Below are 13,431 nucleotides of genomic sequence, written 5' to 3'. Positions count from 1 at the left end.
CCGAGTCTCGTTGCGTCCTGCCAAACAAACTGTCCAACAGAGACCCGCGATCGCTGGAAACCGCCGTTACCATAGAGATAAAACCCGGCCACAGTCAATGTTGGACAAACACATACCCGCCATTTGCTAAATGATTAGGTTGCGGAATATTGTCTGTCCAACTCATTGAAAAACTTACTTGTTCAGTGGCGACCACGTGGGGTCCGACGCGCTTCCCGCCGGAAGGGCACGTTCATGGAAACCGGTGATATCAATTGTATTGATACCTGTTGCAAATCCGGCACCATTGCTTCCCGCAGAACTCTGGCGGCAGAACGCCAGCACGCGCCCATTGGGGCAGAAGGTCGGGCTTTCCACAGTAAAGCCCTGTGTCAGGATCCGCTCACCCGTGCCATCAGGCGCCATGACACCAAGCGAGAAACTGCCATTGGCAATACGCGAAAACGCGATCAGATCGCCACGCGGTGACCACACTGGCGACCCGTAATGGCCGTGACCATAGGAAATCCGTTTCGCATCCCCGCCCGCGGCACTCATGATATAGAGCTGCGGCGACCCGCCACGGTCGGAGTTGAATACGATCTGCGACCCGTCGGGGCTGTAGGACGGGCTGGTGTCAATCGCGCCGGACGACGTAATCTGCCGCCGCGCCATCGTGGCCAGGTCCACCGTATAGATGTCCGACCCGCTGCCACGCGTAACCGACAGGACCACGGACCGGCCATCGGGCGCGAAACGCGGGGCGAATGAAATACCCGAGAAGTCACCCAGAAGTCGTTGCTGCCCAGTATTGAGGTTGAACAGGTAAACACGCGGCCTGTAGTTGGCGTACGACATGAATGCCAGTTCACTATTGGCCGGATTGAAGCGCGGCGTCAGCGTCAGCCACTGCCCATTGGTCAGGTAACGGCTGTCCGCCCCATCCTGATCCATGATGGCAAGCCGCGTGACCTGCCGCGCACGCGGGCCGGAACGCGCGATATACGCAATGCGGGAATTGAAGTAGCCCTGTTCACCCAGCAGGCGGCCGTAGATCACATCGGCAATCACATGCGCAATGCGGCGCCAGTCCTGCGACGCGGCGGTATAGGCCGTACCCTGGACCTGCTTGCCGGTCACGACATCCCACAGGCGGAATTCCACCCGCAGGCTACCGCCCTGGTCCACGACCTTTCCGGTCACGGCCGCACGTGCGCCCATGGACTTGTAACTGCCGAAATCCGGCGTGCCCTGCGGCATGCTGGCGCTGATGGGACGGAACAGCCCACAATTCCCAAGATCGGCGGAAATCACATCCGTGATCTGCTGCGCGACGCCGCTGCCCAGCGAAGGCAGGACAATGGGAATGGGCGCGGTGCGCGCCTGGTCCACCGTGATTTCGGCATCGCCCGCCGCCTGTGCATGGGCGGCACCCGCGGCAAACAGCGGCGTGGCCATAAGGCCGCCGGCCACACCCGCCCCCATGAAGCCACGACGGCCAAAGGCCGCGGCCAGCCGGTCGGCATCATCATCGGGGATCAGTGGCTTTACGCTTGACGTCATTTTCCTCTCCTCGCCTTCGTTCCCCGTATCTCAGGGACGGAATACGAATTTCAGTTGTCTGGTCTGTCCCAGCAGGTTCTGCGGAATGGGCAGTTTGGCACAGGTGGGGCTGAGCACCGCATCACGCGCGCGTTCCGCCAGCGCACGGTAGGACGGGTCCGACGCCATCTGTGCCTGTGTCTGGGGGGCGAATTCCACCAGTCGCGCCGTACCGGTCCCATCGACCGTCACCACCAGATGCGCCACGAACTGGGCATAATTCCGCGCGGCCGTATCTTCCGAATAACAGCGCCGCACGGAATTGCCGATCGCCTTCTGCTGCGTTGCGTTCAGCGCACTGGTGATATCGCCATCCGGCGTCCCGCCGCCATCGGGCGCGCCGCCCTGCTGCGGGTTGGGGCGCGCCTTGGGCGGATGCGTCTGCTTCTGGTCCGCACGGAAGGCATCCAGCGTCGCCAGAAGGGAATGCGTATCGGGCACGTGCTTCTTCGCCTCGTTGGGCTGCGTCGTGCTTGACCGCTCCTGCACCTTGGGCGCTGCCGTCGGGTCCGGCTGGTCCGACGGGGGAACCGGGGCATGGGCCTGCGCCGGTGCGGCCTTGGGCGGCGTGGGCGGCAGCTTCACCGCATCGGGTGAAGGCTGCTGTTCACGCGGCGGCGTCGGCGCATCCGGCACGGGCTTTGGCGCCTGCTGCGGCGGCGGCATGGGTGGTGGTGGCGGTGGTGGCGGGGCCGCTTCCTCGTTCGGTGCCTTCTCCGGCGGGGTGGGCGCGGGTGGCGCCTCCTGCCTAACCGGCGCGGGCGCCGGGGCAGGCTTGGGCGCAGGCCTGTCGCCCTTGTGCGGGGTCGACGTGCCGGTATCGGCTGCGAATTCCATCTCGATCGTGGGCGGCGGTGGCGGTTCCTTGGGAACCGGCACCGGCATCCTGAGCAGTACCGCAAGCAGCAGCGCGACATGCAGCCCGCCTGACACCAGGACGGAGCGCCGCATGAGGATACGTTCGGAACGACGCGGTGGCACCACGATCAGACGGCTCCCGATACCTGGTTCAGCTCAGTGGCCGCCGGGCGGCTGCTGCGCCAGCAGCGCCACGTGCGTAAAGCCGCCTGCCGTGATCTGGCCCATGATCTGCATCACCCGGCCATAATCGATATGGGAATCCCCACGTACGAAAATACGGTGTTCGCGGTCATTCTGCGCAGCCGCCTTCAACTGGTCCACCAACTGGTCCGGCGAGACGGGATCATCGCCCAGGTACAGGTCGCCATTGGACCGGATCGAGACGGTGATCGGCTTGGTATCGGTATTGACCGGGGCCGCGTCCGTCTTGGGCAGGTCCACGTTCACGCCGCTTGTCATCATGGGGGCCGTCACCATGAAAATGATGAGCAGCACCAGCATCACATCAACCAGCGGGGTGACGTTGATTTCCGCCATGGGGCGCCGCTTGCGCCGGCGTCCGCGCAGGTCGCTCAGGCTTGCCCCCATGATCAGGCGCCCCTTTCTTCGGACTGCCGCGACAGGATGGCGGCGAATTCGGTACCGAAGGCGTCCAGCCGGTCCTCGAACACGCTCATGCTGTTGCTGATCACGTTATAGGCGATCACCGCCGGAATGGCCGTGACAAGACCGATGGCTGTCGCGAACAGGGCCTCGGAAATACCCGGCGCCACGACAGACAGATTGGTGTTGTGCATCGCCGCGATCGACCCGAAGGCATGCATGATCCCCCACACCGTGCCGAACAGGCCGATGAACGGCGCGACCGGCCCGATGGTGGCAAGGAAGATGATCCACCGGTTCAGGCGGTCCATTTCCCGTGTAATGGTAATGGCCATGGCGCGGTTGACGCGGTCCTGCACCCCGCCATGCACCAGATCGATGCCGGTAATGCGCGACGACCGCCGCCATTCGCCCATTGCCGCGCCAAAGACTGCGGCCATGGGATGGACGGGCTTTGCCCCATCGGATTCGTACAGGTCTTCCAGGCTGCCACCGGCCCAGAAGCGTTCCTCAAAATCATCCGCCTGCCGGTTGATCCGGCGGATGGTCGTGAATTTGTCGAAGATGATTGCCCACACAATCACACTGCAGGTTACCAGGCCAATCATTACCAGCTTGACCACAATCGATGCGTGCATGAACAGCGCCCACATCGACAGATCACCCGCTGCAGCGCCCAGATTCGCCGCGTTAACCGCTTGGTCCAAATATACCTCCTGCCCACCTTGACCGTTCGCACAAACACGAAACTTGCCCCTTTAGCAAGTCGCGGCCAACCCGCTTTCCGCACAGCCTTGCATCCCGGTCAACCCATGGCACGAAAAGCACATGCACACTGCATGCCTTCGTCTGGTTCAGGCCACAAGTTCGCGTAACAGATCACGCCATAGCGGCGGAAATCGGGCAGCACGTCCATCTTCTGCGCGGATGCAGGCCAGACGGACATCCAGCGATCCGCATGCCGTGCCGCCTTCCCCATCCACACGATGAAAATCCTGAAGCAGCCGGCAGCTTGCCGCCCCCAGTTCCGTCAGGCGAGTCGTGATGCGCACGATATCATCCAGCCGCAGCGGCGCGCGGTAATCGATGGCCGCATGCCGCACCACAAAGGCCAGCCCGTAATCGGCCAGCAGGTCGGACGCCGCCTGTCCCTGCGCGCGGATGGCTTCCGTGCGGGCACGTTCCGCCAGCGCAAGGTAGCGGGCATGGTAGACCACGCCCCCCGCATCCGTGTCCTCGTAATAGATACGGAAGTCGATATTATGTTGTACCATCAATCCCATCCCCCAGCAGGTCACCCTGTCCGGGCGCGCGGGCGGGGGGTTGCAACCCCAGGTGTCGCCAGCCCCGTTCGCCCAGCATGCGCCCACGGCTTGTCCGTAGCACAAGCCCTTCCTGAATCAGGTACGGCTCGATCACGTCCTCGAGTGTGTCACGCGCTTCCGCGAGGGCGGCCGCCAGCGTTTCCACGCCCACAGGGCCACCATGGTGGTATTCGGCAATCCGGCGCAGGTAACGGCGGTCCATGCCATCCAGCCCCATCGAGTCGACTTCCAGCCGCGACAACGCGGCATCGGCCAGCGCCCGGTCCACCGGGCCGCTGCCCGCGCGCGCCACGGCGGCAAAGTCACGCACCCGGCGCAGGAGCCTGCCCGCGATACGCGGCGTGCCACGGGACCGGCGGGCGATTTCCTCCGCCCCTTCCGGCGTCAGATCGAATTCCAGCTTGCGCGCGCCCCGGGTCACGATCTGGCACAGTTCTTCCGGAGTATAGAACACCAGCCGCAGCGGAATGCCGAACCGATCGCGCAGCGGGGTGGCCAGCAGCCCCGCGCGCGTGGTGGCCGCCACCAGCGTGAAGGGCGCCAGGTCGATCCGCACCGAACGCGCGGCAGGCCCTTCGCCGATAATCAGGTCAAGCTGGAAATCCTCCATCGCCGGGTACAGCACTTCCTCGATGGATGGATGCAGGCGATGGATTTCATCAATGAACAGCACGTCGCGCGGCTGCAGGTTCGTCAGGATCGCCGCCAGGTCGCCCGCGCGCTGGATCACCGGCCCCGATGTGGCGCGAAAGCCCACGCCCAGTTCGCGCGCCACGATCTGCGCCAGCGTGGTCTTGCCCAGTCCCGGCGGCCCGTGCAGCAGCACATGGTCCAGCGCATCGCCACGCTGCCGGGCCGCGGCGATGAAAATGGCAAGGTTTTCGCGGCTGGCCTTCTGGCCGGTAAAATCATCAAGCGTCTGGGGCCGCAGCGACCCCTCGTTGCCGTCTTCCTCACCCCTGCGGGCGTCGATCTCACGCTCGGGCTGTTCGCTCATCGGGCCAGTTCCTTCAGCGCGTCACGAATCACGACATCCAGATCGACATTGTCCTCGAAGCGGCCAATCACCCGTTCCACCACGGGCTGCGCCTCGGCACGGCGGAAGCCAAGACCGGACAGTGCCAGCACCGCATCCGCCGCGATGCTGCGTGGCGTGGGAACCGCAACAGTCGCCGCCGATACCGCCACCCCTGCGGGCAGGCCGGTGGGCATCCCGTCGCACTTGTCGCGCAGTTCGGTCACGATTCGTTGTGCCAGCCGTGCGCCCACGCCACCCGCACGGGTCAGCATGGTCTTGTCTCCCGCCGCGATCGCGGCCATGAGGTCCGGCGGCGGCAGGACCGACAGGATGGCCAGCGCAACCTTCGCCCCCACGCCCTGCACGGTGGTCAGCAGGCGGAACCATGACCGTTCCGATGCCTCGGCAAAACCGTACAGCAGGATGGCGTCTTCCCGCACCACGGTTTCCACCAGCACGCAGGCCAGTTCCGGCGGTTGGGGAAGTGCGGCCAGCGTGCGGCTGGATGCCTGCACCAGATAGCCGACGCCATTGACGTCAATGACGCAGCGATCCGCCTCCACCTGCGCCAGCAGGCCGCGCAGCTGCGCGATCATGCCATCCTCGTCGCGTTGGCGATGTGGGCGGCGCTGGCGCGATGGTGGGCGTGGCAGATCGCTACCGCCAGCGCATCCGCCGCGTCCGCGCGCTTCAGCAATGCCGTGGGCAGGATACGGCGGACCATCATGCAGACCTGTTCCTTTGTCGCGGCCCCGGTGCCGACCACGGCACGCTTGACCGTTTTCGCCCCGTATTCGGCCACGGGAATATCCAGCAGCATCGGCACCAGCAGCCCCACCCCGCGGGCATAACCCAGCTTCAGCGTCGCGGCCCCGTTGCGGTTGACATAGGTTTCCTCAACCGCAGCTTCATCCGGGGCAAAGTTCCGCGCCAGTTCCAGCAGCGCATCATGCAGATGGCGCAGGCGTTCGGGCACGGACAGTGCCGAATCGGTGGCGATCACCCCATCGGCCACATGGCTCAGCCGGTTACCCTGCGCCGTCACGACCCCCCAGCCGGTAAACCGCAGGCCGGGATCGATACCAAGGATGCGGACCACCGGCCGGATCAGGCCGACAGCTTTTCGGCCACGTCGTCCGGCACGTCGAAATTGGCGTACACCGCCTGCACGTCATCATGGTCTTCCAGCGTGTCGATCAGTTTGAACACGCTGCGTGCCTTGTCTTCATCCAGTTCGACCGTATTGGACGGACGCCAGTCCAGCTTGGCCGAAGCCGGTTCGCCAAAGCGGGTTTCCAGCGCGTCACGCACGGCGAAGAAGGATTCGACCGGGCAGGTCACTTCATGCATGCCGTCCACGGTCTCGACATTCTCGGCGCCGGCTTCAAGGCCCGCCTCGATCAGGTCGTCCTCGCTGGCCGCATCAGCCGGATAGGTGATCACGCCCAGACGGGTGAACATGAAGGAGACCGAGTTCGTTTCCCCCAGCGAACCGCCATGCTTGGAAAACGCGGCACGGACATCGGACGCCGTACGGTTGCGGTTATCGGTCAGCCCTTCCACGATCACGGCGACACCGGCGGGGCCGTAGCCTTCGTACCGGACTTCCGTATAGTCATCGCCACCACCGGCACCAGATGCCTTCTTGATCGCGCGTTCGACCGTGTCCTTGGGCATGTTGACTTCACGCGCGGCGGAAATGGCGGCACGCAGGCGCGGGTTCATGGCCGGGTCGGGCATGCCCTCACGCGTGGCCACGGTGATTTCACGGATGACCTTGGCAAACTGCTTGGCCCGCTTGGCGTCCTGCGCTCCCTTGCGGTGCATGATGTTCTTGAATTGGGAATGACCCGCCATCGTTCGTCCCTGATCCTGTTTCGTCTATCGTTCTTGTCTGTCCACCCCGGGGCAGCTGGTCAGACCAGCCGCCCGTGGCAGTGCTTGTATTTCTTGCCCGACCCGCAGGGGCACGGCGCATTGCGCGAGACCTCGCCCCAGCTGGACGGGTCATCGGGCATGACCGCCGCCGCGCCAATGGGCGTAGCCATGGACGGGTCCGGCTGGCGGCCCGTCGCGTCGGGCATCAGGCCGGGTCCCGGCTCGTTCTCCAGCCCCGGCACTTCGGGGTCAGAGTGGATTTCGGCAACACCGGCAAACGGATTGTCAATCGGCGGCGGCGCCATTTCCACCCGCGCCATGGTGGAGGTTACGCGCACCCGCAGCAGGTCCAGCATGGCGTGGAACAGTTCGAACGCTTCATGCTTGAACTCATTCAGCGGGTCCTTCTGGCCATACGCGCGCAGGCCGATGCCCTGGCGCAGCTGGTCCAGGGCCAGCAGGTGTTCCTTCCATACAGCGTCGAACGTGGTCAGCAGGACCTGCTTTTCAACATACCGCATGACCGAGGGGCCGAAATTGGCGGCCCGGCTGGCCTGCGACTGGGCAGCAGCCTGCTCGATCCGTTCGGTCACGACGCCAGCGTCCACGCCGTCCTCCTTCGCCCATTCCGCGATCGGCAGGGTCAGGTTCAGCGTGGCCTGCACATCCTGCGCCAGTTCGTCCTTCAGCCACTGTTCGGGGAAGGATTTTTCAGGGATGCAGCGGGCCACCATGTCGTGGATCACGTCTTCACGCATTTCGGTGATGATGGGGGAGACATCTTCCGCCCCCATGTATTCCCGGCGCTGGGCATAGACTTCCTTGCGCTGGTCATTCATCACGTCATCATATTTGAGCGTGTTCTTGCGCATGTCGAAGTTGCGGGCCTCGACCTTTTTCTGCGCGCGCTCAAGGGCCTTGTTGATCCAGGGATGGACGATGGCCTCCCCTTCCTTCAGGCCCAGCTTCTGCAGCATGTTGCCCATGCGGTCGGTGCCGAAGATGCGCATGAGGTCATCTTCAAGCGAGATGAAGAAGCGCGAATTGCCCGGATCACCCTGACGGCCCGCACGGCCACGCAGCTGGTTGTCGATACGGCGGCTTTCATGCCGTTCGGTGCCGATGACGTACAGGCCACCAGCCTTGCGCACGATGTCGTGATCACGCGCCACCGTCTCGCGCAGTTCCTGCTCGCGCCGGGCGCGTTCCTCGGGATCCTCGATGCCGGCAAGGCGCTGGTGGATCAGCATGTCCACATTACCGCCCAGCTTGATGTCGGTGCCGCGCCCGGCCATGTTGGTCGCGATCGTGATCGCCCCGGGTGCACCGGCCTGCGCCACGATCTCGGCCTCGAGTTCATGGAAGCGGGCGTTGAGGACATTGTGCCTGATGCCGTGCTGACGCAGCAGGGAGGAGAGGTATTCGCTCTTCTCGATCGACGTCGTGCCCACCAGCACCGGCTGGCCGGATGTCCTGCTGATCTCCTGTATCAGGCTGGCGACCGCCTCGTATTTCTCCCGCGCGGTCAGATAGACCTCGTCATCATCATCCTTGCGCGCGACGGGCAGGTTGGTCGGGATCTCGATCACGTCGAGCTTGTAGATGTCCGCGAATTCGTCCGCTTCCGTCATGGCCGTGCCGGTCATGCCCGACAGGCGGGGATACATGCGGAAGTAGTTCTGGAACGTGATCGAGGCCAGGGTCTGGTTTTCCTGCTGGACCTCGACATGTTCCTTGGCTTCCAGCGCCTGGTGCAGGCCGTCCGAATACCGGCGGCCTTCCATCATGCGGCCGGTGAACTCGTCAATGATGATCACCTTGCCACCGCGCACGATGTAATCAACATCGCGGGTGAACAGCGTATGCGCGCGCAGCGACTGCTGGACATGGTGGATCACCGCCACGTTGTGGCTGTCATACAGGCCGCCTTCATGCAGCACGCCCGCCGTGCGCAGCAGGTCCTCCACCTGTTCCGCACCCTTTTCCGTCAGGATGACGGAGCGGAATTTCTCATCCTTCTCGTACGTTTCCGGGTCGGCCACCAGGGCGACCATCACCTCGTCCACGGCACGGTACAGGTCGGAACTGTCCTCGGCAGGGCCGGAGATGATGAGCGGGGTGCGCGCCTCATCGATCAGGATCGAGTCGACCTCATCGACGATGGCATGGTGGAACGGCCGCTGGACCATGTCCTCCACGCGGTACTTCATGTTGTCGCGCAGGTAGTCAAAACCGAATTCATTGTTGGTGCCGTAGGTTATGTCGGCACGATAGGCGGCGCGCCGCTCATCCTCAGGCATGTTGGGCACGACCACGCCCACGCTCAGGCCGAGGAAGTTGTACAGCGCGCCCATCTGGTCGGCATCGCGGCTGGCGAGGTAGTCGTTGACGGTCACGACATGCACGCCCTTGCCCGCCAGCGCGCTGAGATAGACGGCAAGCGTCGCGACAAGGGTCTTGCCCTCACCCGTGCGCATTTCCGCAATCTTGCCATCATGAAGGACCATGCCACCAATCAGCTGCACATCGAAATGCCGCATGCCCAGCACGCGCTTCGAAGCCTCGCGGCAGACGGCAAAGGCTTCGGGCAGCAGGGCATCCAGTGTTTCGCCCCTGGCAAGGCGTTCACGGAACTCGGTCGTCTTGGCGGCAAGGGCTGCATCGTCCAGCGCCTGGACCTGGGGTTCCAGCGCGTTGATCGCGGGCACACGCCGCTGGTACGATTTCAGCGCCCGGTCATTGGCGGTTCCGAACAGGGCGCGGGCAATACTGGCGAACATGAAGACCTTCCCGGAATGACAGTCCCGCACGCCCGCAGCGGACCGGCTGGGCGGGGGCAGGCTTGGCGGATAAAATTCTCGCGCGGAGACATGAGATAGGACCCACGCCGCCACTGGTCAACCGATGGACCGCAGCGCCATGGCGGAAACGGGGGAAAACGGCCATATCGCATCCGGCCCTTGCAGGTCGGGCCGCCCTTCGCCATGATGCCTGCCGAACGCGTTCATAACTAGGGTTTTTTGCACATGCGGACTATCAGTCCGGCAAAGGCTGTCGCAACGATGGCCCTGCTTGCTTCTTCTTTCATTGTCCCTCCTGCACTCGCGGCGTCGCCCGCGCCGGCGGCGGCCAAGCCCGCTGCGCCGGCCACGGCGGACCAGAATCCGCTCCTCGCCAGCGTGAACGGGCAGGACATCCGCCTCAATGACGTGCGGCAGGCCATGGCCACGATGCCCGAGCAGCTGCGCAAGCTGCCCGACAACATCATCGTGCCGATCCTGCTCAACCAGCTTGTGGACCAGCGCGCCATCCAGGTCGCGGCCGCCAAGGCCGGGCTGGACAAGCAGCCCGACGTCCAGCAGCAGATGCAGCAGGCCGCGCAGAATGCGCTGCAGAATGCCTATCTGTCCGCGCAGGTCGCCCCCACACTGACCGATGACGCGGTCAAGGCGTATTACGACAAGAACTACGCCAACAAGCCGGGCGCCGAGGAAATCCACGCCCGCCACATCCTGGTGCAGACCGAGGCCGAGGCCAATGACGTCATCAAGCAGCTGAAGGCCGGCGCCGACTTTGGCCAGCTGGCCACCAAGCTGTCCAAGGACCCCGGATCGGCCAAGCAGAATGGCGGCGACCTGGGCTGGTTCAAGAAGGGCGACATGCTGCCGACCTTCTGGGATGCGGCATCGGCCATGCAGCCCAACACCTTCAGCCAGACCCCGGTCCATACCCAGTACGGCTGGCATGTGATCCAGGTGCTGGGCAAGCGCACCGCGCCCACGCCCACGCTGGACGCAACCCGCGACCAGATCCGCCAGAAGCTGATCCAGGAAGGCGTGCAGAAAGCCGTCAGCAACGCCCTGGCGCAGGTCAAGGTCGTGCGCTACGGCCCCGATGGCAAGCCGCTGCCTGAACAGCCCGCGGCCCACTGACCCGGACGTGGCGCGGGCGGGCGCACAACCGTGTTCCCGCCCGCGCCAGCTGTTTATCCATTCCCCATTTCCCGCTGTCATCCCAGGATCCTGACCGACCATGGCCAACGCCCTGCCCGTCTCCCCCCTTGCCCGGCCACTGCCTGAACTTCCGCCCGTGGCGGGGGTGCGTTTTGGCGCAACAGCGGCGGGCATCCGCTACACGGGGCGCACCGACCTGGTGATGGCGGAATTCGCGCCGGGCACGACCGTCGCAGGCGTCTATACCCGCAGCAAGTGCCCTGGTGCGCCGGTGGACTGGTGCCGCGCCGCCATGGCCGATGGCCGTGCGCGCGCGCTGGTGGTCAATGCCGGGAACGCCAACGTGTTTACCGGCCGCGCAGGGTTCGAGGCGACACAGGCCAACGCTGCCGATGCAGCGCGTCTGGTCAACTGTGCCGCAAGCGAGGTTTTCCTCGCCTCCACCGGTGTGATCGGTGAAATCCTGCCCTACCAGAAGATTTCGGCGGCACTGCCCGGCCTGTACGCCACCCTGTCGGATAACGGCTGGGCGGACGCCGCGCGCGGCATCATGACCACCGACACCTTCCCCAAGGCCGCGACCCGCACGGCACGCATCGGGGAGACCACGGTGCGGATCCAGGGCATCGTCAAGGGCAGCGGCATGGTGGCACCCGACATGGCCACCCTGCTATCCTTCATCGCAACCGATGCGAAGCTGCCCGCGGGCGTGATCCAGTCCCTGCTGTCTGATGGCGTCAACCGCAGCTTCAACTGCATTACGGTGGATTCGGACACCTCCACCTCCGACATGATCCTGCTGTTCGCCACGGGACAGGCGGGCAATGTGGAGATCGAGGATGCGCAGTCCCCGCATCTGGCGGACTTCCGCACGGCACTTGATTCCCTGCTGCTGGAACTTGCCCTGCTGGTGATCCGCGATGGCGAGGGCGTCACGAAGATGATGCACATCGTCGTCACGGGCGCGGTGTCCGATGACTCGGCCCACCGCGTCGCCATGGCGGTCGCCAATTCCCCGCTGGTCAAGACCGCCGTTGCGGGGGAAGACGCCAACTGGGGCCGCGTCGTCATGGCGGTCGGCAAATGTGGCGAACCCGCCAACCGCGATACGCTGTCGGTCGGTATTGGCGGAACATGGATCGCCCGGAACGGCACCGTCGTGCATGATTACGATGAAACGCCCGTGGTCGCGCACATGCGCGGACAGGAAATCGAGATTACGATCGACCTGGGTCTGGGCAACGGCACTGCACAGGCATGGGGCTGTGACCTGACGCACGGCTATATCAACATCAACGGGTCCTATCGCAGCTAAGGCGCCTGCCGGGCGCCTGATTGCGGGCGTGCGTTTTTTTCCTGTTCCGTTGTGCACGCAGCAATGGCATTGCTGTGGTGGTATACCCATCACGTCTGCCAGACAGGAACAGCCTGCATGACAAACCCGTTTTTCCGCCCTGCCTCCACCCAACAGGATGTCTGGACCTATGGAGGGTTCTGGATCCGGGTCGTGGCCTATGTGATCGATTCCATCGTGCTGTGGGCGCTTCTGGGGCTACTGGGCATGCTGCTGGTGCCGCCCAGCCTCTCGATCTCCATATTCGACCCGCAATCGACCGGGGGCAGCGGGGGCGATTACCGGATTTCCTATATCCAGCCAGCAGACTACACCATCGTTTCCAGCACGCCCCACCTGCACTGGAACGGCAACGGGCTGTTCGAACTGATCACCCTGCTGCTGCCCGCCGCGTACTACATCGTGTTCGAGGCATCATCCCTGCAGGCCACGCCGGGCAAGATCCTGTGCCGCATGCGTGTGACCGACCTGTATGGCAACCGCATCACGGCGCTGCGGGCGGCAGGGCGGTATTTTGGCAAATACCTGTCGGCCCTGATCTGTGGGGTGGGTTTCCTCATGGTCATGTGGACGCAGCGCAAGCAGGGGCTGCATGACATCCTGGCGGGCACCTGCGTGATCCGGCGCGAAGCGCGCGCGCCTGCGCCGCTGCCGCCACAATGGGGCGGCTGACACAAAAAAACATGACAAAAATGCAACCTTGTCCCGTCTGCCGGCCTTCTATTCTGATATTGAATGTTTTTCCCGCAGCATGACGGCCCGCCCCGCGCAGGAATGCGCGCGGGCGTTTTGGTGTTACGGTGAGGGGCCCCGGGCAACGCTGCGCAGGGTTCCCGGATTTCCAAGGAGGTGAACAAT

Annotated in this window: 13 protein-coding genes; 3 read left to right on the top strand and 10 right to left on the bottom strand. The window is 64.3% G+C overall.

Annotated features, from left to right (window positions below; all coding sequences use genetic code 11):
* Positions 1-174: 174 nt before the first annotated feature.
* From tolB to secA, 10 genes are all read right to left on the bottom strand, one after another.
* Positions 175-1,542 carry a Tol-Pal system beta propeller repeat protein TolB gene (gene tolB, locus CFR80_RS05895; RefSeq protein WP_010515142.1) on the bottom strand — a complete coding sequence of 456 codons (1,368 nt, stop codon included), beginning with the start codon at positions 1,540-1,542 and terminating at the stop codon, positions 175-177.
* A 30-nt stretch (positions 1,543-1,572) separates the two neighbouring features.
* Positions 1,573-2,565, bottom strand: coding sequence for a hypothetical protein (locus tag CFR80_RS05890; protein ID WP_029329575.1), 993 nt, complete (start codon positions 2,563-2,565; stop codon positions 1,573-1,575).
* Positions 2,566-2,595: 30 nt separating this feature from the next.
* Positions 2,596-3,030, bottom strand: coding sequence for a protein TolR (gene tolR, locus CFR80_RS05885; RefSeq protein ID WP_010515144.1), 435 nt, complete (start codon positions 3,028-3,030; stop codon positions 2,596-2,598).
* Between the two features lie 2 nt (positions 3,031-3,032).
* Positions 3,033-3,698: a protein TolQ gene (tolQ, locus tag CFR80_RS05880; protein WP_010515145.1), complete on the bottom strand. Its 666-nt coding sequence runs from the start codon at positions 3,696-3,698 to the stop codon at positions 3,033-3,035.
* Positions 3,699-3,899: 201 nt separating this feature from the next.
* Positions 3,900-4,319, bottom strand: coding sequence for a YbgC/FadM family acyl-CoA thioesterase (locus tag CFR80_RS05875; protein ID WP_010515147.1), 420 nt, complete (start codon positions 4,317-4,319; stop codon positions 3,900-3,902).
* On the bottom strand, positions 4,306-5,367 hold the full coding sequence (gene ruvB / locus CFR80_RS05870; RefSeq protein ID WP_010515148.1) for a Holliday junction branch migration DNA helicase RuvB: 1,062 nt from the start codon (positions 5,365-5,367) through the stop codon (positions 4,306-4,308). Before ruvB ends, CFR80_RS05875 begins: the two co-directional genes overlap by 14 nt.
* Positions 5,364-5,984, bottom strand: a complete 621-nt coding sequence (gene ruvA / locus CFR80_RS05865; protein ID WP_010515149.1) for a Holliday junction branch migration protein RuvA — start codon at positions 5,982-5,984, stop codon at positions 5,364-5,366. The genes ruvB and ruvA overlap by 4 nt, the downstream gene beginning before the upstream one ends.
* Entirely contained in the window at positions 5,981-6,487 is a 507-nt protein-coding gene (ruvC, locus tag CFR80_RS05860; protein ID WP_010515151.1) for a crossover junction endodeoxyribonuclease RuvC, read from the bottom strand. Before ruvC ends, ruvA begins: the two co-directional genes overlap by 4 nt.
* Positions 6,488-6,495: 8 nt before the next feature.
* Positions 6,496-7,245: a YebC/PmpR family DNA-binding transcriptional regulator gene (locus CFR80_RS05855; protein ID WP_010515152.1), complete on the bottom strand. Its 750-nt coding sequence runs from the start codon at positions 7,243-7,245 to the stop codon at positions 6,496-6,498.
* 59 nt (positions 7,246-7,304) lie between these two features.
* A complete protein-coding gene (gene secA / locus CFR80_RS05850; RefSeq protein ID WP_110507163.1) occupies positions 7,305-10,046 on the bottom strand; it encodes a preprotein translocase subunit SecA in 2,742 nt (913 codons plus the stop codon).
* Between the two features lie 246 nt (positions 10,047-10,292).
* Between secA and CFR80_RS05845 the strand changes: the two genes are divergently transcribed.
* From CFR80_RS05845 to CFR80_RS05835, 3 genes are all read left to right on the top strand, one after another.
* The gene (locus tag CFR80_RS05845; protein ID WP_029329577.1) at positions 10,293-11,198 is read left to right on the top strand and encodes a peptidylprolyl isomerase; all 906 of its coding nucleotides are present in this window, start codon (positions 10,293-10,295) and stop codon (positions 11,196-11,198) included.
* Positions 11,199-11,298: 100 nt separating this feature from the next.
* Positions 11,299-12,534 carry a bifunctional glutamate N-acetyltransferase/amino-acid acetyltransferase ArgJ gene (argJ, locus tag CFR80_RS05840; protein WP_010515156.1) on the top strand — a complete coding sequence of 412 codons (1,236 nt, stop codon included), beginning with the start codon at positions 11,299-11,301 and terminating at the stop codon, positions 12,532-12,534.
* A gap of 117 nt (positions 12,535-12,651) precedes the next feature.
* A complete protein-coding gene (locus tag CFR80_RS05835) occupies positions 12,652-13,245 on the top strand; it encodes an RDD family protein (RefSeq protein ID WP_010515157.1) in 594 nt (197 codons plus the stop codon).
* Positions 13,246-13,431: the final 186 nt, after the last annotated feature.

It is taken from the genome of Komagataeibacter oboediens, from assembly GCF_003207815.1.
Classification (GTDB): domain Bacteria; phylum Pseudomonadota; class Alphaproteobacteria; order Acetobacterales; family Acetobacteraceae; genus Komagataeibacter; species Komagataeibacter oboediens.
The sequence above is the reverse complement of the archived record's forward strand: the minus strand, read 5'-3'. Positions and strand labels throughout refer to the sequence as shown.

Coding starts and splice junctions, on each gene's coding strand:
- argJ (WP_010515156.1), top strand. CDS start 11,299: ATGGCCAACGCCCTGCCCGTCTCCCCCCTTGCCCGGCCACTGCCTGAA.
- secA (WP_110507163.1), bottom strand. CDS start 10,046: ATGTTCGCCAGTATTGCCCGCGCCCTGTTCGGAACCGCCAATGACCGG.
- tolB (WP_010515142.1), bottom strand. CDS start 1,542: ATGACGTCAAGCGTAAAGCCACTGATCCCCGATGATGATGCCGACCGG.
- tolR (WP_010515144.1), bottom strand. CDS start 3,030: ATGGGGGCAAGCCTGAGCGACCTGCGCGGACGCCGGCGCAAGCGGCGC.
- tolQ (WP_010515145.1), bottom strand. CDS start 3,698: ATGTGGGCGCTGTTCATGCACGCATCGATTGTGGTCAAGCTGGTAATG.
- ruvA (WP_010515149.1), bottom strand. CDS start 5,984: ATGATCGCGCAGCTGCGCGGCCTGCTGGCGCAGGTGGAGGCGGATCGC.
- CFR80_RS05845 (WP_029329577.1), top strand. CDS start 10,293: ATGCGGACTATCAGTCCGGCAAAGGCTGTCGCAACGATGGCCCTGCTT.
- ruvB (WP_010515148.1), bottom strand. CDS start 5,367: ATGAGCGAACAGCCCGAGCGTGAGATCGACGCCCGCAGGGGTGAGGAA.
- CFR80_RS05875 (WP_010515147.1), bottom strand. CDS start 4,319: ATGGTACAACATAATATCGACTTCCGTATCTATTACGAGGACACGGAT.
- CFR80_RS05835 (WP_010515157.1), top strand. CDS start 12,652: ATGACAAACCCGTTTTTCCGCCCTGCCTCCACCCAACAGGATGTCTGG.
- CFR80_RS05855 (WP_010515152.1), bottom strand. CDS start 7,245: ATGGCGGGTCATTCCCAATTCAAGAACATCATGCACCGCAAGGGAGCG.